The organism is Bacillus sp. FSL E2-8887, assembly GCF_038007205.1.
Lineage (GTDB): Bacteria > Bacillota > Bacilli > Bacillales > Bacillaceae_G > Bacillus_A > Bacillus_A mycoides.
On the sequence record NZ_JBBOWS010000001.1, the window covers coordinates 686,603 to 705,841 of the forward strand.

The window sequence follows — 19,239 nt, forward strand, 5'->3', positions numbered from 1 at the left end:
ATGGGCATATGTTGAAGGTTGCAATTGCAGAAGATGATTTCCGCGTCGCGCAAATTCAGGAAGAGTTTTTATCAAAAATAAAGGACGTAAAAGTGATTGGAAAAGCATTGAACACAAAAGAAACGATGGAACTACTACAAAGAGAAGAAATCGATTTACTTCTATTAGATAATTATTTACCAGACGGAATCGGAACAGACTTATTGCCGAAAATTCATGCTGATTTTCCAAACGTTGACGTCATTATGGTTACTGCGGCAAATGAAAACCATATGCTAGAAAAAGCAATTCGAAATGGCGTAAGCAACTACCTTATAAAACCGGTCACGCTAGAAAAATTTGTTCGCACAATTGAAGACTATAAAAGAAAGAAGCATTTATTACATAGTAACAATGAAGTGAATCAAGTACTCATCGATAATTTTTTCGGCATTTCGGAAACACAAGATATAAAAAACTTACCGACAGGTGTAGATCCGTTAACACTGCAAAAAGTGAAAGGGATTATAAAAGGATTCGAAGCGGGCATTACAATAGAAGAAATGGGAGAACAAATGGGTGCCTCCAGAACAACCGCAAGAAGATATTTAGAATACTTAGTAGCGACAAATGAATGCACAGTAGAGTACACATACGGCATTATCGGACGACCAGAACGAAAATATCGAATAGGACGAGGACTATGAAAAAACGATTATTACTATGTATATGGATTATGACAGGAGTAATAGTTGGTTGTTCTTCGGAAAAATCCCATACGAATAAAGTGAACATCGACAAATTAGAAATCGTTGCGCCAAACGTTCAAGGAGCAGGTTGGGACTTAACGGCACGAGCGATGCAAAAAACACTAACAGAAGAAAAAATCTTCACAAAACCAATCACTGTTACAAACAAAGTAGGTGGCAGCGGTGATGTCGGATGGAAATATACGAAACAAAAAGGCGGTCACGTACTGGCGATTAACTCAAGCTTACTCATAACGAACAACCTACTAGGCCACAGTAAACTAACATATAAAGACTTCACACCACTCGCGACACTCGCATCAGACTGGGAAGTCGTTGTCGTATCAAAAGATTCAAACATAGAAACTGCAAAACAACTAATGGAACAACTAAAACAAGACAAGAAAAACTTCAAAATCGGCGTTGCCCCAGGCCTAGGAAACGACGATCACCTATCCTTCGTGCAAGTAAGCAAAGCATTCGGCATCAACCCTGCCGAACTACAATTCTTCGTCTACGAAAACAAAGAAAAAATCATAAACGCCCTAACGAACAAACAAATAGGCGTCGCAACAATGACCCTATCCGAAGCCGAAAAACAATACAAAGCCGGCAAAATAAAAATACTAGCCGTATCCGCACCAAAACGACTAGACCGACTACCAGAAATCCCAACGTGGAAAGAACAAGGAATCGACGTCATCTTCCAGCACTGGAAAGGTATTATGGGCCCGAAAGATATGACGGAGGAAGAGGTTGCTTATTGGGATAGTATTATTAAGAAGATGGTTGAGAGTGATAGTTGGAAGGGGATTTTGAGGGAGAGGGGTTGGGAGAGTTTTTATAAGGGGAGTGGGGAGAGTAAGAGTTTTTTGGAGGAGAGTAGTCAGGAGTATGGGGAGTTAGTGGGGAATAATAGAAATTATTAAATCATACGGTATGGCGTATGATTTTTCTTTTATACATAGTTTGGTAAAATAGTAGTAATTGTAATTTATTGTAACGGTGGGGATAAAAATGTTGGATCAACTCATAATTGAATTGGCTAAATCAAAGAAACAGGTTGAAGATATAAAAGGTAATAAATCTTATTTGATTATAAATAAGGATGATGAAGGGTTATACGTTGAAACTAAACTTTCACTTGAGCAATATGAAAAGGGCGAGACAGCAATATCTTATTTTAAAGTGAGTTTTGAAATTCTTAAGAATGCTTGGGAAAAACTTATTGATGTTCGTAAGGTAAAGCATGAGGATTTTGGGCAAGCGGGAGAATGTAATGCTTTCTTGGTAGCTTTTTTTTCTCAGTTTCCATTTGTGAATGTGACTGGATCGCGAGCTATTACATTTAAAGAGTTCCAAACTGATAATTTGCCATGTGAGCAGTATCATAAAGTTGTCGGATTTTTAGAAGAGGTAATAAATAATACATACGATCCAAAAAATTTAAGTGAGCAAACCAATGGTAATTTGTATAGAGTTAAATCTAAAGGAAGACAAGATTTAAGATTACTGGGATTTTTAAAGGATAATCATAATATTAATACGTCTTTATTAACTGAATATATTGAGGCAAAAAGTAAGAATGATGTTATTCGAAAGTTAGTTTTAAAGCAGGAATACTTTCACATTGTTATGTTTGTACTTAATCTTTTAAGAGCGTATCCAAGAAGGGAAAAGAAAGAAGCTTTAGCACATTTAGCGATGACGATTGTCCGGAACTCTAGAGGGGATAATTTAATGCTAGAATCATTAGCAAAAGAGCGTACGCATAATCTCTTAATGTGGTCTGAGAAATTGGAAATAATTAATGCTGAATGGATTCCGGCCGAACAATACATAAAAAAGAATGAAGAAAAGGGCGGTAATATGAGTAGTAGTTTACGTGAAGGCTTTTTAAAGATAATGAAAGAATATTTGGATGCAAAAACAGAAAAATTTGCAGGACATAAATTAGGATTAACAGTCCGAAATGATATGGCAACAGAGATCATTCGGTTACCATTTATAAATGAGAAGCAGTACAGTGTGATAGGATCGGTTGGAAAAGGGAATTGGGCAACAGTTCCGTGGATTGCCCTAATGCATAGAGATATTACAACATCGACACAGAGAGGCTATTATATCGTCTATTTATTTAGCGAAGATATGCAACGATTATATTTGACCATTGGACAAGGTGTAACAGAAACAACTAAAGAAGAGATGCAAAAAATTAAAGAAGAGATTCGTGAACAAATACATATGTCTCAAAAGGTGAAAAAAGATGATGAGATCTTCCTAGGGACAAGTCCAAAAGCAAAAGGATATGCAAATTCAACAGCGGCTTATATTGCGTACGATGCTAATAAAATGCCAAGTGAAAAAGAGTTAGTAGAGGACCTAGAAGAAATGCTTCGCTATTATGAGGGATTCATAGCTTATAAAGAGGAAGGAACGAAATATGAAATGATTTATGAGAGGAAAGAAGTGTATTTAGATCAGCAATCAATTATCGATCATGTGTCTTCTTATATTCAAAGTAAAGGTTTCTATTATGAGAAAAAGGATCTTATTAATTTCTTCCTTTCATTAAAGACGAAGCCATTTGTTATTTTATCAGGTATTTCAGGTACAGGGAAAACGAAAATTGTACAGTGGTTTGCGGAGAGTTTAGGTGCTACGGAAGAGAATGGGCAGTTTACGCTTATTCCGGTTCGACCTGATTGGAGTGATAGTTCTGATTTGCTTGGTTATGTAAATCTGCAAGGGGAATTTCAAGAAAGACCGTTAATTAAAGTTCTTGAAGATGCAGACAATAATCCAAATCGACCTTATTTTGTAGTGTTGGACGAGATGAATTTAGCTCGAGTGGAATACTACTTTAGTGACTTTTTAAGTGTAATTGAAAGTCGTAAATGGAAAGATGGAAAAATTGTTACGTCACCAGTTCTTCCAGAGTCAATTACGAATAAGCGCATTATAATTCCATCAAATGTATATATTATCGGAACGGTAAATATGGATGAAACGACACATCCGTTAAGTAAAAAAGTATTAGATCGTGCGAATACAATTGAATTTAATACCGTTAACTTAGATTATTTTAATTTCTTAATGGATATAGAGGAGAAAGAAGCTGAAATTGTTTCTAATCGCTCTTTAGCAACCGAGTATCTTCATCTAAAAGAATGTTTTAAAGAAAATGAAGATCTTGTGAGAAATATATCGACCACTTTAATAGAAATAAATAAAACACTTGAATCAGTTGGAGCTCAAGTTGGGTATCGTATACGAGATGAAATTTGTTTCTATATGGCATACAACGAACAAGGAAAGTTATTGTCATTCGATGAAGCACTTGATTATCAAATATATCAAAAGATTTTACCGCGTCTTGCAGGGAGCGATGGCAGAACAGAAGAGGTATTAAAGCAGTTGTATGTATTATGTGCAAATGAAGAATATGATAGCGGCAATAATGACACTTCATATGCTAAGTATCCTCGTTCAGCTAACAAGTTGTCTCATATGTTAAGGAGGTTCGAGTATGATGGTTTCACCTCTTTCTGGATCTAATAATGAAATAGAGCTAGTTAAGATTGAAACAGAGGAGCTATCATTGACGATTAAAGGAAATCCTTATCATGAAAAATACGAGAGTTTAAAAGAATATCACGCTATGAACGCAGATGAAATGATGTATTTTCATGTAGATGGGAAGGCTGAATCCGTTTCTGTATTTGATGCGAGATTGCAGAGGCTAGATGAATGGAACGAACACCCGCCAATCTTTTTTGAAAATAGAAGTTATCAGCTTGTTGTTGTTCCGAAAAATAACAGGCAGCTGTCTTTTTATCATGAACATCCGGGTTTTCGAAAGCGAGTTAGTTCTATTCAAATGGGGTCACTTCATGTGTTAATGGGGAACCTTTCATTTCCGAATGAGGTAGGAAATACAACGTTTGAAATTAAAGATGACCAAGATACTTTATTAACTGTTACATTTGAAGTTTTCCCGGCAAAACTTGATTATAAGAATGATTACAGAGCCTTATTAGATGAAGTAAATGATGAAATTTATAATTTAGCATTTCATTTACTAAAAAGAACTTACTTAGGAGCATCTGCAATTTACGCTACAAATCCATCGAAGAGTGAGTTTTATCGTATTTTAAATGATTCCTTTGAGCGATTTATGAAGTCGATCTCTCATATAAAAAGACAACCGCATCATATACTTATGACTAGGCATAAACTAGTACGAGGAGAAAAAATTCGTAAATTGGATTCTATCGGAATGAACTATTTGCGAAAGCGACCACACTTGCTGCAAGGAGAAAACAGTATACCAACTAAAGGTATTACAGCTTATAAGGAAGTGTCTTATGATACGCTGGAAAATCGATTTGTTAAATGGATGATTCAAAGAATTGTACATAAAATAGACGATCTACTTAAGGCGCTAGAGTCAAAATCTAGATATACACGTGGTGTAACTGATGAAGATTTGCTAGAGTGTGTAAAAAATATGAAGTATCGAATGAAAAACGAATTGAACGATCCATTTTGGAGAGGGATCGGAAAATTAGATCGCTCAGTCTTTTCGCTCGTTATCCAAATGGCAGCAGGCTATCGAGATGCGTATCAAATCTTCTTAATGCTATCGCGCGGTTTAACATTACGAGGACAAATTTTCAAAGTGTCGGTAAAAGATGTCGCAAGGTTATACGAATACTGGACGTATTTAAAACTTGGACAAATTTTATCTAAAAAATATATACCGCTTCATCAAGACGTTATTCAAGTTAAACAAGATGGTTTATACGTAACGCTAGATGAAAGTAAAACTGCAAAAAGAACGTTCAAACATCCAGAAACAGACGAGGTAATAGAACTTTACTTCCAGAAAAGAAACAGTGGGTTACCAACAGTTACACAAAAGCCAGATACGATGCTCGCTATTGAGAAAAAGGGAAAGAACTATCAATATCAATACATTTTTGATGCGAAATATCGAATTGATTTTGCTGAAAGCTCTCATTATAAAAGGAAGTATGGCGCCCCTGGCCCGATGGAAGAAGACATTAACACAATGCATCGTTACAGAGATGCACTAGTAGTAGAACAAGAAGGACCATTTGAACGAACTGCTTACGGGGCGTACGTACTGTTCCCATGGAACCAAGAGGAAGCATATGAGAATCATCCATTTTATAAAAGTATAGAAAAAGTAAATATCGGTGGCTTCCCGTTCTTACCAAATGCAACAAGACTAGTCGAACAATTTCTAGACCATCTCATTGAAAAAAGCCCAGAAGAAATTATAAGAGAAGGCATCCTTCCAAGAGGCACAAAAGAAGAATGGCACTCCTCGCTAGAAGAAAAAGTATTAGTGGGCAGCGTGAAAACTGAAGCCGACTATGAAGTATATAGAAAAGAAGGCTTATACCAGTTACCGGTCACACAGTTAAAACCAGGATGGCAAGAAGCGAAGTACATAGCATTATATGCACCGAAAAAATGGTATGGAGAAAAAGGCGGAATTCAATACGTCGCCAAAATCAAACACATTCAAATGCAGCAAAACGATGAGGATGTAAATTTCGAACTAGAGCCATGGAAAAAACTAGACCACCTCATTCGCCCAGTAGGATATGGAATTCAAACATACACAATAACAACTATGTCGTTATTAAAAGAAGTACAAGAACTCCCAGAACTCTTCATGAAATCAAAAGAAGAACGAGCGCTTTGGAAAACGCTGCGTCGTTTTACGAAGCAAGTTAAGGTTGAGTTGGATCATAACAACTTAGATGAGGCTTCTGCTATTAAGAGTTATTATGTGCAGGATGTTCAGATTTGGGTTAATTATGAGAATGGGGTTGTTATGGTGGGGAGAGATGGGCGAGTTAAAGAGGTTCCTTTGGAGTTGGTTATTGGGAGAGGCTCGGTGTTGTTTAAGGAAGTTTTAGAGGTACTAAATGTTAGGGAGTGATATTTAGATACAAAGGGGATTAGATAATGGATAAGAGACCAAATTTATTTTCACATGGAACAAGTGAATTGTCGCAAGATGCTTTTATTTGTTGGCTAGCAGAGTGGGCGAAACCAATCTATAAAGAAACCGATAAATGCTTACATGAAGCTGGTATAGATTTTATTAGAAGAATATATGACTTACATAAAAAGAACTTTCCAGCCGCTATTAAAGAAATTAAGATTACTAAACAATTCAAAGGTTTAGATATACTCATTGAAATTAACGGTAATCAGGCTATTTTAATTGAAGATAAAACATATACAAAAGAGCATTCTAATCAATTGAAGCGTTATTATGAAGAAGTGGTTAAATTAGAAAAATACAAAGAGAGCGACCTATTACCCATCTACTATAAAATAGGTAATCAAAGTGATTATTCAGCAGTGATTGATGCAAAGTATATGTTGTTTACAAGAAAACAAATGCTTGAATTTATACAAGGAAATATAGATAGAGGCGTTCAAAATCAAATATTTTTAGATTACTATTTTTATTTAAGAGAAATAGATCAAAAATATGATTCATATAAGACACTCCCGTTAAGCGAGTGGAAAGGTGAAGCTTGGGAAGGGTTTTATGAGGAGTTAAAGCAATGTGGGATCAAAGGTCAATATGGATATGTTGCTAATCCGAATGGTGGATTCTATGCGTTATGGTGGAGTGAACAAGAGGATAATGATTGCAGGCAGTATTTGCAGTTAGAAGAAGGACGTTTATGTTTTAAGATACATGTTGTTGATAAGGATAGAAGAAAAGAACTTAGGGATAAGTGGAGTAAAGTGCTAATCGAACGAAGTCATAATTATTCTTTTAATGTGGAGAAACCTAGGTTTGGAAATGGGCGATATATGACGGTTGCTGTGGTGAGGGATTATAGAGTGGAAGATGGAAAAGGGAGAATTGATATTCCTGGAACGATGGGAGTTTTAGGTGAAGTGGAGAAATTGTTAAAAATGATGGATGTAATTGTGAAATAGATTAGATAAATATTAGTCGGATAAATTGTATTATTAGCTATGGGAAGAAGAGCATATGAGATATATGCTCTTCTTTCTATTTGTAAATAACGTGGATGTGAAATTTTAAATGATGACCTCCATCCTGTCAAGGTAAAGGTCTTATTTATACTAGCATTACTAAATTTTTTCTATCCAATCCCCTTGCACCTCCCCCAACGTCACCCCCTAACCTAAGAGAGACAAATCAAAAAAGGGGGGACCAAACAACTCATGAAAACCACTACAAAAGAAAAAAGAAACACCATCATCATGCTACTACTCTCAGCCGCAATAGGAATCTTTTCACCACTACTAATGTACATCACGCTGGCACGTAAAAATGCGGTGTACAAATATCATTGCCGAAAGGCGTTCAATTTTCATTTGTTAATCTTTCTTCTATTTAATATTAGTTCGCGCATTAGTGATGTTTTGTTTTGGATTGTGTTTGCTTTTGAGGTTGTTCAAGTGATCATTGTTGCGTGGAAAGTAATACGCGACGAGCCATATCGTTATTTTATTCGAATTCCGTTATTTAAAGAAGATAAGTACGAGGTGGAAGGAGAATAGGTGATGAAACAAGAAGTGGAGGTAAGGGGAAAGCGAATTTTTATTATGGTCGCAGTGTTGTTTATTGCGATTTATATTGTTTTACGAAAAAGAAAATATGAGTACTTTTATGATGGTATTAGTGAGTATGAACATCGTTATAGAGGGAATGTTCCTTTTTTATTACTTGTTGTAGGTTTGTTTCAATATTATCGGCAGAATGAGATGAGTTTTTCTCATATGCTTCAGTATGTAAAAGAGAAGTTAGCGAAGTAGGTGATGATATGGCGTGGATGATTAGCGAGTTTGCAAGTGTTGGGGATGTTACGGTGCGGACGCTTCGTTATTATGACAAGATTAATTTATTAAAGCCGAGCGATTATACTGAGGGTGGGCATCGGTTATATACGAAAGATGATTTGTATGTGTTGCAGCAAATTCAATCGTTTAAGCATCTTGGTTTTTCGCTTGGTGAAATTCAAAATATTATATTGCAGCGTGATGTAGAGACTGAAGATTTTTTAAGACAAATGCATTTTCAAAGAGAAGTGCTTTTGGCAGAGCAAGAAAGAATTGTGAAGGTGCTTTCGCATATGGATGAGATGACGAAGAAGTTTCAAAAGGAAGAACGAGTAGATATTGCTTTGTTTTCTTCATTTCTTCAAACTTTCATATGGGAGAAAGAAAATAAAGAATGGTTAGAGGAACATTTTTCAAAGGAGAGTGTTCAATCGTTTTATAATAATAAAGAATTAAAAGAAAAGTTTGATTGGCGATTTATGGATGTGATCGGGAAGTTGAAAAAGTATAAAGAAGAAGAGCAGGACCCGAGTCATCATGAAGTTCAAGTTACCTTGAAGGAATTTTTCAATGTAATAGAAGAGGTAACGAACTATCTTGATACACCTCAAAGTGATATAGAGGACATAATTAATCATTCAAACCTCCCACTATCCGAATTCCCAACCCTCTTCACAATAGAAGAAGAAAACTATATAAAAGAAGCAATGAAGCAGTTTAGCATCTAGTTAAACTGCTTTTCCATTACAATAGAAGAAAAACCAAACGGAGGAAGATCCCATGCCAACCTACAACAAACTAATCCGAAACAAAATCCCGCAAATAATAAAATCTAACGGAAAAACACCCACAACAAGAATCCTAAACGAAGATGAATACATAAAAGAAATCTGTAAAAAAACAGAAGAAGAACTAAACGAATACCTAGAAGCAACAACAAAAGAAAATAAACTAGAAGAACTCTCCAACCTCCCAGAACCAATAAACGACCTAGCCGAACACGAAGGCACAACACTAGAAGAAATCAACAACATCCGTAAAAAGAAAGCAGAAGAACGAGGTAGCTTTTCAGATAGAGTCTTCCTAATCGAAGTAGCCGATAACTAGCCCTTCATAAGCCCCTTGCAAGCCCCTACCAAGTAATAAATCACTAAGAAAAAACATAACAAAACAAAAACACCAACAAACACTGTAGTAGTAGTCAAAAAAAATTTGAAATAACACGCCAAAAACCCACCCCTCCTTCCTATATATAGTACAAAGAAGAATTTTTTACTTTTGAATCGGGACAGGAGGAATTAGGATGGCGGTGTATCGTAATGTGCAGGTGAATTTTTGGCAGGATGATTTTGTTTTGGATTTGACGCCGGAGGAGCGGTATTTTTATGTTTATTTGTTAACTTGTTCGAAGACGACGCAGTGCGGGATTTTTCCGTTTCCGAAGCGGTTAGCTGAGATGGAAACGGGTTATAACAGGGAGACTGTTGATAAGTTGGTGCAGCGCTTTATTGATTATGGAAAGATTCTTTATGATGCGGAGACGCGAGAGTTATTTATTTTAAATTGGCTTCGTTATAATCCTGTGACGAATACGAATGTGGAGAAGTGTGTGCTTCGTGAGCTGAAGAGTGTGAAGAATAAGGAGTTTGTACATATGTTTCTTCAGAAGTGCGTAGAGGAGGAGCTGAATGTTCCGATGCTTTTAGCGCATTTCGGTATGCCGAGTGATTTGGCTGTGGATGATGTTGAGCCAGTTTGTGAGGAGACAGAGGCGGAAGAAGAGGTTATAGAGGACGAAACGGGAAGTCGCGTGTTTTCTTTTTATGAGCAACATTTCGGTAGTTTGTCTCCGCATACTGTGGAGGAATTGAGTGCGTGGATGGTTGATTTGTCAGAGGAGCTTGTGCTGAAGGCTCTTCAAATTGCGTATGAGAATAATAAGCGGACGGTTGCTTATGTGAAGGGGATTTTGAGGGGCTGGCACGGGAAAGGATTTACGAAAGTTTCTGAGGTTGAGGCGGATACGGCTCAGTTTAGGAAGAAAGAGTCGTCTGTGAGTAGTGGGGAGACGGAGGAGTTTTTGACGAGGTGCGAGGAGTGGGAGAAGAATGCGCCGTCAGAGGAAGAGTTGCAGCGCTTTTTAGCGGAACGCGGGTGGCGTCCATGAGTATTCAAAATGTGGAGGCGGAAAAGACGGTATTAGGTTCTCTTTTAATTGATGGAGAGCTTATTAAGGAGTGCCGTTTGACGGAGCATTATTTTTCTATGCCGGTGCATAAGTCTATATTTCGGTTAATGCGAAAAATTGAAGATGAAGGGCAACCCATTGATCTTGTGACGCTCGTTTCTCGGATGAATCCAAATTTTTTGGAGAATATCGGGGGGATGGAGTATTTTATAGCGTTAATAGAGGGTGTGCCTACAACTGCCAACTTCTCTTATTATGAGGGGCTTGTTCGAGGTGCTTGGAAAATGTATCAGGCCGGTGTTCTCGGGCACAAGATGGGAGAGCGTCTTATTGCGGAGAAGGACGAGAAGATTATTGGTGAGACGATTATGGAACTTTGTGAGTTAGAGGAAAAGGACTGTGTATGTGAGTTTGATTTGAAGGATGCGTTAGTTGGTTTGTATGAGGAGCTTCATCAAGATACGAAAGAGAATACTGGTATTGAGACTGGTTATACATCGTTAAATAAGATGACGTGCGGATTGCAGGAAGGGGATTTTGTCGTCCTTGGAGCGCGTCCTTCTATGGGGAAAACTGCGTTTGCATTAAATGTTGGACTGCATGCGGCGAAGTCTGGAGCGGCGGTTGGATTATTTTCATTAGAGATGAGTAGTAAGCAATTATTAAAAAGGATGGCGTCGTGCGCGGGCGAAGTGTCAGGAGGAAGGCTGAAAAATCCGAAGCATCGTTTTACGATAGAAGACTGGGAAAAGGTGAGTAAGGCGTTTGCGGAGATTGGTGAGTTGCCACTTGAAATTTATGATAAGGCCGGTGTTACAATGCAAGATATTTGGATGCAGACTCGTAAGTTAAAGAGGAAGCATGGGGATAAAAAGCTGTTAGTTATTGTAGATTATTTACAGCTTATTACGGGCGATCCGAAGCATAAGGGCAATCGATTTCAAGAGATTAGCGAAATTTCTCGTAAGCTTAAGTTATTAGCGCGCGATTTAAATGTTTGTATAGTAGCATTGTCGCAATTGTCTCGTTCCGTAGAGTCACGTCAAGATAAGCGTCCGCTTTTATCAGATTTAAGAGAGACAGGGCAAATTGAGCAAGATGCGGATGTCATTATGCTTATGTATCGTGAGGATTATTATGATAAGGAAACGATGCAGAAAGAGATGACGGAGATCCATGTGGCGAAGCATCGGAATGGGCCTGTGGGTAGTTTTAAGCTGAGGTTTTTGAAGGAGTTTGGGCGGTTTGAGGAAGGGAAATAGTTAAAAGACTGGAGTATCACTTTGCAAATAAAATAAAGCATAAGTGTTCCATTTCATTAACTTATGCTTTATTCTTTGATTCTTTGAATATGTTTCTTATTTTTCCATAAAGAAGGATTTTCTCTCTGTAGTAATCCATTGCTCCAAATCATCTTGGCTACGTTGTACAAGTCGATTCACTAAAACATCATGCCATACATAATCCTCTAATAGGTATATATGAACGGGATCATCTGTATAAAAAGCAATATTACGCTCCTCAAGTGATGGTCCATAAATCATCTCTTTAGAATCTATTGATAAAATAAACCAATGTTCTGTAGACAGAGTTTCTGTATAAGGTGTTATACGATGGGCTTCTAGATTTTTAATGGGATTTTCCACATGCAGGGTAATGCCTTGTACTGTAACTTTATCAGCTACCTCAGATAGATCCTCTTTTAACGCTTCATACATCTCATCCCACATTGAAATGACAATACGTTGTTCTGCTTTTTTTATTAATGCCTGACAATAGCTAATGATTGTTTTATTGTCTTTTAAAGTAATCACTCGATTATCCGTTTTTTCCTCGGAAGTTTCTAGTTTTTTTAATGAATCACTGATTACTTCATAAGTAGACTGCCATTCTGATTGAGCCTTCTGTAAAAAGACTTCAACCGGTAGAGGTGAATAGCGAGTGGTGTCATTTATTTCTTCCTTCATGACAATTCCTTTTTCTACAAGGTTACCCAAAATCTCATAAATTCGCGCTCTTGGGATACCCGAATCCTTACTCACTTGGTAGGCTGTGACAGGCCCCTGTTTAACAAGAGATACATAAGATTTAGCTTCATATTCATTAAAACCAATTTTTTTAAGCTGTTGCACTATGTAGTCCACTTTTTTCGTCCTCCGATGTTTGCTTTTATATTTCAACGTTACAATAACTGTTTACATTTAGCAAATTATTAGTTACTATTCTGATAGTGACTAAAGGGGAGGCTAATAGTATGGATTTTTATTTAGACCCATCAGTATTAATTATTTTGATTGCTTTTGGATTTTTAGCTGCATTTATTGATTCAGTTGTAGGTGGTGGAGGACTCATTGCCTTACCCGCTTTATTATTTACAGGACTGAATCCAGCAAGTGCAGTAGCTACGAATAAACTAGCGTCGACAATGGGGTGTGCAACTAGTAATATTGTGTTTTATCGTTCTGGTAATCTTGATTTGAAATCGGCGTTTAAATTATTTCCACTCACTTTCATAGGTTCCATAATAGGGGCATGGACCGTTCATTTAATGAACCCAGAAGTACTGAAGCCATTGATGCTGATCATGCTTGGTGCGGTTGCTATTTATACGATATTCAAAAAGGATTGGGGTAGTATTTCCACTCATAAAAAATTGTCTGGTCGACACGTCATTATCTTTACTTTTTTTGTTTTTGCTATTGGTTTTTATGATGGATTTCTAGGTCCTGGCACAGGTTCGTTTTTAATGTTTTCTCTTTTATTTATTGGGTATGATTTTTTAAAAGCAGCAGGTAATGCGAAGCTTCTTAATTTAGGAAGTAATGTTGGTGCATTGTTGATGTTTATGTATGTAGGGCAAGTAAACTATGTGTATGGTTTTATAATGGGGATTGCTCAAATTGCTGGAGGGATTGTTGGCTCCAAATTTGCTATAAAAAAAGGAAGCGGGTATGTTCGTGCTCTTTTCATTACAGTAACTTGTTTATTGTTAGCGAAAAATCTGTATGACTATATTCAGTAAATAATTTTGAACATCTTCACTTCAAAGAACGTAGAAAAGGTCAAATATGAAGGCTACATAAAATATAAGAAGATACTAGGGGCAAATTTCTTTTAACATTTTTTAGATGCTACCTTATTCGAAGATAGCATCTAAAAAAGTCTCATTTAAAAGAAAATCTAAGTGAAGAGAATGATATAAACTCATATTTTTTCTGGGGTATGTTTATTGATCATAGTGAAATGTTTACTCTATATTCTTCCTATAATTAGGCCGCAACAAACTCTTAAAATCTATCTCAGCAATCAACACACTTAACAATATAAGCGTCGCCCCTAAATAGCCTTTCCCTGTGAGCGTTTCGCCTGTGAAAACAAAGGCAAAGCCTGCTGAAAAGACAGGTTCTAATGAAAAGATAAGTCCCGTATGTGTTGGCGTCGTGTATTGCTGGGCGATAACTTGTACGATGAATGCGACCGCGGTACAAAATATGCTTAAGGCTAAGATGATTAGCCATGAGTTGATCGTGCTAGGAAGTTTTGGGGTTTCCATCACTAATGAAAAAATAAGACTAAATAGGCCGACGAAACCGAGTTGTACTACCCCAAGTGCAATTGAATTCACATGTTTTGTTACGTTTCCAGTAATGATGACGTGAATCGCATAAAATAAGGCAGACAATATGCAAAATATATCGCCGTTACCGATCTTGAATTCACTAGTTAATGTTAATAAGCCAATTCCTATTATCGTTAACACAATTCCTAATATAACTTTCTTTTCAGGAATGTGTTTTAAAAATATAGCTGATAATATCGGAATAAAAATGACTGTGAGACATAGTAAGAAACCAGCATTAGACACACTTGTATACTTTGTACCGAATGTCGCGAAAATATAGACGATAAATAAAACGGAAGCTAGTATAAAAGCATATTTTACAGTTTTAAAATCGACTTTGAATAAATGTTTGTAAAATATTAAACCTGATAAAAGAAAGGCAATAATAAATCGTAATGCGATTAAATTATATTCTTCTATGCCATCAAGTCCAAGCTTTGTAAGTAGGATGGATGCACCCCAAAAAAAATGTAACTAGTAGTAGCATTAAATCAGCTTTTAATTGAATTTTCATTTCTATTCCCTCGTTATGTATAATTTATGATTCCATACCCCTATCCCCATTGTTTATTTTAATATTAATTCTGAATATTTGGAACGAAAATTTATCGACGTTTTTAGTTACGTACGAATTAACGTTATCTACCGCAAAAACATTAGCGAAGTTAAATCCAAACATGACATTCATTTACGTATCCGGTAGCGGAACAGATAGTACAGAATCAGGACGTACGATATGGGCGAGAACGGAAAATGAGTTATTACGTTTACCTTTCAAATCTGCGTATATGTTTAGACCAGGATTGATCATTCCGGCAAATGGTGTGAAATCAAAAACGAAATCATATCAATTGATGTATGATGTGATGAAGTCCTTTAATCCTCTGTTGAAGCGATTCGGCAGTGTGATAACTTCTGAGCAGTTGGGAAGAGCTATGGTGCGAGTTGGGAAAGATGGATATTCTCATTCAATTATAGAAAGTTCGGATTTGAAGAAAATCGGTAAGTAATAGTATGTAAAAAACGCCTATTTCATATAGGCGTTTTTTTGATGGTGAAGTTATTCTTCTTCAAACTGAAAAATATTCCGGTTAATAAGTTGGTGGAGATACCTATCCATTTCAGCAGCAGAAACGCTTCTTTCATTTTTAAACCACCATGCACTTAATGAGGTGATTGCCCCTGAATAAAATTCAATGATTAAATCATTTGGCATCGTATGGTTTTTGCAAAGTTGATTTAACGCTTCTATTTCTTGTTTTCTCGTTTCGTGACTTAAATACTGTGTACGGCTAATAAATTGTTCATCAGACATTTGCGTCTCTAATATTTTACCGATTTCTTCATGGTGTAGAAATTGTTCCATCACTTGAAATGGTTTACTTAATCGATCTGAAATCGGTATTTCAGCAATCATCTTGCTGTAGCGTTTAAATCCAAATGCTAATAAAGCATCTTTATCTTCAAAGTGTTTATAAAAAGTTGTTCGGTGTACCATTGCACGATCACAAATTTGGTTAATCGTGATAGTACTATATTTCTGTTTTGATTGCGTCATTAATTCAAATAAGGAATCCCATAGTAATTTATGTGTACGTCTAATACGTAAATCAAGTTGTTTTTCATTATCATTCATCTACAATTCTCCTTTTTTGTAGATTAAATATACAATGGCTGAAAATTGATTCTCCCTTTTTAATCTACATATGTATATTATATTACATGTGTTCCGGTGTATTTAAAGCTTTTTAAGTAAGAAACAGGAGGAGAATTTGTAAATGAATATAACAACTAAGAGCCCTGCAAGTGGCAAAGTTGATACTTCTAATATGAAACATACCCCGATTTTAATTGCATTACTTTTAGGGGCAATGGTTGCATTATTAAACGAAACATTACTTGGTAATGCGTTAACTGTATTAATGAAAGAATTCGACGTAACAGCTTCAACGATTCAATGGCTTTCTACAGCATACATGTTAGTAGTTGGTGTTTTAGTCCCGATTACAGCGTTACTTCAGCAATGGCTCACAACGAGACAAATGTTTTTGATCGCTATGGTAACATTTTTAGTCGGTACATTAATTGCGGGATTCGCACCGACATTTTCCGTTTTATTAATCGGCCGTATCGTCCAAGCTGTAGCGACGGGGTTAATTTCACCGTTATTAATGAATACGATTTTACTTATTTGTCCACCTGAAAAACGTGGTGCCACGATGGGATTAATCGCACTTGTAATGATGGCAGCTCCAGCAATTGGTCCTACATTATCTGGAGTAATTGTGGATTCATTAAATTGGCGCTGGTTATTCTATATTGTTATTCCTATCGTGATCATTTCAATTATGATTGGGATGAAATACATTCAAAATGTTTCAGAGTTAACAAGGCCAAAAGTAGATTATCCATCTATCCTTTTATCGACATTAGGATTTGGCGGGCTTGTGTATAGCTTTAGTGCATCAGGTGATTTAGGATGGTCCGATCCGAAAGTGTATGGCGCCTTAATTGTTGGGCTTATATCACTATGTATTTTTGTAGTGCGACAATTAAAAATCGAGAATCCAATTTTAGAATTACGTGCATTTAAAGTTCCGATGTTTACAATATCAGTTGGATTAATCGTCATTGTGATGATGTCGTTATTTTCAACGATGACTTTATTACCGATGTTCCTACAAACAGTTTTACTCGTTACAGCATTTAAATCAGGACTAATAATGCTTCCAGGAAGTATTATTAGCGCCATAATGGGACCAATCGCAGGTAAACTATTTGATAAATTTAGCCCGAAAGTTGTTATCGTTCCCGGTATTGTGTTAGTAGGTATTGCAATGTTCTTATTTAAAGGCATTACTCCTGATACATCAATGGTACAAATTATTGTCATGCATAGCGTATTAATGGTCGGACTCATGTTTGTAATGACAGCACAAACATATGGATTAAATCAATTAACACCAGATTTATATCCGCACGGAACAGCACTGTTTAATACGTTACAGCAAGTAGCTGGCGCAATTGGTACGGCTATCTTTATTTCGAAAATGTCTTCAGGAACAACTAAGTATATGGAAAGCTCCGCAAATCCAATGGATCCAGTAGAGAAGTTAAATGGTTTAACATCTGGATTCCAGGGTGCATTTACACTAGGGTTAATCTTTATCGTTATTGCTTTTATCGTATCGTTGTTCTTAAAAGAAGAGAAAAAGGAAGTAAAGGCAGCGAGGGTTTTACAGAACGAAAATTAAGGTTCATATTAAAAAGACATCTTTACAAGATAAAGATGTCTTTTTACATTTCTTTCGTAATATCATACTGCAACAACTGCCGTTGATCATAAAACTTCTCAAAAACGATGCCCATTACGTAGAAGAACAACAGACCGAAGCAAATGTGAATGAGCGTAAAGGTAGCTCCGAATGAAGAAAATTCATACACCATAATCGGTAATTTCGCAGTTGTCCAAACACCTAAGAAAAATACGATGTACCTAATGCTGGCACCTTTTTTTAATAGTAGTGCTGCAATCGGAAAGGCAACATAGAGGGGACCAGCTGCAATGCCGCCTAATAATAGGGAGAATAATATTCCATATATGCCGGACTTTTCTCCCATGTATTTCATTAGCGTTTCTTTCTTCACCCACTGATCAAGTAACCCTACAAATATTAGGACAGGGGGGAGTAGAAACAACATATCTAAAATGCTATTCCCTGTTAATTGTAATGCGCTCCATCCTAAAGATTGGTTTATAAAAGTTAGAATGATAAGTCCAATCAGCAAAATGAAAAAGAAGCGATATCTTTTTAGTTCCTTCATACCATCACCACCCAAATGATATATGAGAATAGGAGTGACATGAGTAATGCAGATGCATTACGAGCGTAAGCAAAGCTTCGTCCGAATATCTTTTGTTCCATCGGCAAGGTTGTAATTCCTACTGACATTAGTGTAGACATGAGTGCCGCAACTTGAGGAAGACCTGCGCCGTGCTGTACTAACGTATTACCAAGTGGGAACACGACAAAGCTTGGAATGAGTGCAACGGAGCCGAGTATTGCTGAATAAATAATACCTATGAACCCGGACTGTTCTCCAATGATGGAAGAGATGAAGGACGGCGTTAAGATAGAAAGTGATAGTCCAACGAAAAGCATAATGGAGAGCATGGCAGGGAGGAGGTTTTGAAATATTTTCCATGATTTTAATAGGGCAGCTTTCGTTTTATTCCGATCCTTCATAAAAGAAATCCCCGTAAGAATAATGGCTAAAGTGTAAAGGATAGCGCCATTAATCATGATTAGATTCCTTTAAGTCTTTATATTTGTCTAAGAAAAATGATAAGTTTTTCATTTTTTCCTCAATATCCATTTGAAAATCCGCTAATTGTTCTTTTCCGGCTGTAGTAATTTTGTACATCTTTCTCGGCTTATCTGGAACGGATGTACTTACATAAGATTCAATAGCACCTTCATTTTCTAATTTCTTCAGCGTGCGGTAAAGGATGGCACTATCGATTGGATTGACCGGAAGTTCTTCGTCACATTTCTGAAGTAGCTGCCCGCCATAGTTATCACCTTCTGCTAAAAATAACAAAAGAAATGCACCTGTATGTCTTCCTGTATGTTTCATGAATATACCTCCTAGAATGAATTAGAATGTATACTGTTAATGACAGTATACTGTTGTTAACAGTATATGGTGCATGAAGTGCTATGTCAATTTAAAAATGTTACTGAGGGGAAATGGCAATTCATGTTTTAATCTTGTTAAATAACAAAATAAAAGCCTACTGTTTTCTTGTGACAGTGGCTTTCATAGTTGGT

General features: G+C 36.5%; 19 protein-coding genes and 1 pseudogene. 14 read left to right on the plus strand and 6 right to left on the minus strand.

Annotation, left to right across the window (positions count from 1 at the left end; translation table 11 throughout):
- The first annotated feature begins 8 nt into the window (after nucleotides 1-8).
- The 11 genes from NSQ08_RS03250 (at nucleotide 9) to dnaB (ending at nucleotide 12,047) form a co-directional block, all read left to right on the plus strand.
- On the plus strand, nucleotides 9-686 hold the full coding sequence (locus NSQ08_RS03250; RefSeq protein WP_340771480.1) for a response regulator: 678 nt from the start codon (nucleotides 9-11) through the stop codon (nucleotides 684-686).
- The gene (locus NSQ08_RS03255) at nucleotides 683-1,657 is read left to right on the plus strand and encodes a tripartite tricarboxylate transporter substrate binding protein (protein WP_340771483.1); all 975 of its coding nucleotides are present in this window, start codon (nucleotides 683-685) and stop codon (nucleotides 1,655-1,657) included. The genes NSQ08_RS03250 and NSQ08_RS03255 overlap by 4 nt, the downstream gene beginning before the upstream one ends.
- Nucleotides 1,658-1,745: 88 nt before the next feature.
- Nucleotides 1,746-4,286, plus strand: coding sequence for an MrcB family domain-containing protein (locus NSQ08_RS03260; RefSeq protein ID WP_340771486.1), 2,541 nt, complete (start codon nucleotides 1,746-1,748; stop codon nucleotides 4,284-4,286).
- On the plus strand, nucleotides 4,261-6,705 hold the full coding sequence (locus NSQ08_RS03265; protein ID WP_340780036.1) for a restriction endonuclease-like protein: 2,445 nt from the start codon (nucleotides 4,261-4,263) through the stop codon (nucleotides 6,703-6,705). Before NSQ08_RS03260 ends, NSQ08_RS03265 begins: the two co-directional genes overlap by 26 nt.
- A 26-nt stretch (nucleotides 6,706-6,731) precedes the next feature.
- Complete coding sequence (locus tag NSQ08_RS03270; RefSeq protein WP_340771490.1) at nucleotides 6,732-7,727, plus strand: PD-(D/E)XK nuclease family protein; 996 nt, start codon at nucleotides 6,732-6,734, stop codon at nucleotides 7,725-7,727.
- A gap of 252 nt (nucleotides 7,728-7,979) precedes the next feature.
- Nucleotides 7,980-8,318, plus strand: a complete 339-nt coding sequence (locus tag NSQ08_RS03275; RefSeq protein ID WP_340771493.1) for a DUF4870 domain-containing protein — start codon at nucleotides 7,980-7,982, stop codon at nucleotides 8,316-8,318.
- Nucleotides 8,319-8,321: 3 nt separating this feature from the next.
- Nucleotides 8,322-8,573, plus strand: coding sequence for a hypothetical protein (locus NSQ08_RS03280; protein WP_340771496.1), 252 nt, complete (start codon nucleotides 8,322-8,324; stop codon nucleotides 8,571-8,573).
- 8 nt (nucleotides 8,574-8,581) lie between these two features.
- Nucleotides 8,582-9,325: a MerR family transcriptional regulator gene (locus NSQ08_RS03285; protein WP_340771499.1), complete on the plus strand. Its 744-nt coding sequence runs from the start codon at nucleotides 8,582-8,584 to the stop codon at nucleotides 9,323-9,325.
- A 52-nt stretch (nucleotides 9,326-9,377) separates the two neighbouring features.
- Nucleotides 9,378-9,704, plus strand: a complete 327-nt coding sequence (locus tag NSQ08_RS03290) for a nucleoside triphosphate pyrophosphohydrolase (protein ID WP_340771502.1) — start codon at nucleotides 9,378-9,380, stop codon at nucleotides 9,702-9,704.
- A 196-nt stretch (nucleotides 9,705-9,900) separates the two neighbouring features.
- Complete coding sequence (locus NSQ08_RS03295) at nucleotides 9,901-10,764, plus strand: DnaD domain-containing protein (RefSeq protein ID WP_340771505.1); 864 nt, start codon at nucleotides 9,901-9,903, stop codon at nucleotides 10,762-10,764.
- Complete coding sequence (gene dnaB, locus NSQ08_RS03300; protein ID WP_340771507.1) at nucleotides 10,761-12,047, plus strand: replicative DNA helicase; 1,287 nt, start codon at nucleotides 10,761-10,763, stop codon at nucleotides 12,045-12,047. The genes NSQ08_RS03295 and dnaB overlap by 4 nt, the downstream gene beginning before the upstream one ends.
- A 96-nt stretch (nucleotides 12,048-12,143) precedes the next feature.
- On the opposite strand, the gene NSQ08_RS03305 is transcribed toward dnaB, so the two are convergent.
- Nucleotides 12,144-12,929, minus strand: a complete 786-nt coding sequence (locus NSQ08_RS03305; protein ID WP_137058621.1) for a TrmB family transcriptional regulator — start codon at nucleotides 12,927-12,929, stop codon at nucleotides 12,144-12,146.
- Nucleotides 12,930-13,039: 110 nt separating this feature from the next.
- On the opposite strand from NSQ08_RS03305, the gene NSQ08_RS03310 reads away from it, so the two are divergent.
- Entirely contained in the window at nucleotides 13,040-13,807 is a 768-nt protein-coding gene (locus NSQ08_RS03310) for a TSUP family transporter (protein ID WP_002087281.1), read from the plus strand.
- 225 nt (nucleotides 13,808-14,032) lie between these two features.
- Here NSQ08_RS03310 and NSQ08_RS03315 read toward each other — a convergent pair.
- Nucleotides 14,033-14,921 (minus strand): annotated as a pseudogene (locus NSQ08_RS03315) (DMT family transporter).
- A gap of 163 nt (nucleotides 14,922-15,084) precedes the next feature.
- Between NSQ08_RS03315 and NSQ08_RS03320 the strand changes: the two are divergent.
- The gene (locus NSQ08_RS03320; protein ID WP_233156261.1) at nucleotides 15,085-15,417 is read left to right on the plus strand and encodes a hypothetical protein; all 333 of its coding nucleotides are present in this window, start codon (nucleotides 15,085-15,087) and stop codon (nucleotides 15,415-15,417) included.
- Nucleotides 15,418-15,467: 50 nt separating this feature from the next.
- Here NSQ08_RS03320 and NSQ08_RS03325 read toward each other — a convergent pair whose 3' ends face one another.
- The gene (locus tag NSQ08_RS03325) at nucleotides 15,468-16,043 is read right to left on the minus strand and encodes a TetR/AcrR family transcriptional regulator (protein WP_002186556.1); all 576 of its coding nucleotides are present in this window, start codon (nucleotides 16,041-16,043) and stop codon (nucleotides 15,468-15,470) included.
- A gap of 142 nt (nucleotides 16,044-16,185) precedes the next feature.
- Here NSQ08_RS03325 and NSQ08_RS03330 point away from each other — a divergent pair, with 142 nt between their 5' ends.
- Nucleotides 16,186-17,661, plus strand: coding sequence for an MDR family MFS transporter (locus NSQ08_RS03330; RefSeq protein ID WP_088004594.1), 1,476 nt, complete (start codon nucleotides 16,186-16,188; stop codon nucleotides 17,659-17,661).
- Between the two features lie 43 nt (nucleotides 17,662-17,704).
- Here NSQ08_RS03330 and NSQ08_RS03335 read toward each other — a convergent pair whose 3' ends face one another.
- The 3 genes from NSQ08_RS03335 to NSQ08_RS03345 are packed head-to-tail and all read right to left on the minus strand — an operon-like array spanning nucleotide 17,705 to nucleotide 19,045.
- A complete protein-coding gene (locus NSQ08_RS03335) occupies nucleotides 17,705-18,232 on the minus strand; it encodes a permease (protein ID WP_002087271.1) in 528 nt (175 codons plus the stop codon).
- Nucleotides 18,229-18,711 (minus strand): hypothetical protein, encoded by a 483-nt coding sequence (locus NSQ08_RS03340; RefSeq protein WP_002134710.1) that lies wholly within the window; start codon nucleotides 18,709-18,711, stop codon nucleotides 18,229-18,231. The genes NSQ08_RS03335 and NSQ08_RS03340 overlap by 4 nt, the downstream gene beginning before the upstream one ends.
- Nucleotides 18,704-19,045, minus strand: a complete 342-nt coding sequence (locus NSQ08_RS03345) for a PadR family transcriptional regulator (protein WP_002169012.1) — start codon at nucleotides 19,043-19,045, stop codon at nucleotides 18,704-18,706. Before NSQ08_RS03345 ends, NSQ08_RS03340 begins: the two co-directional genes overlap by 8 nt.
- Nucleotides 19,046-19,239: the final 194 nt, after the last annotated feature.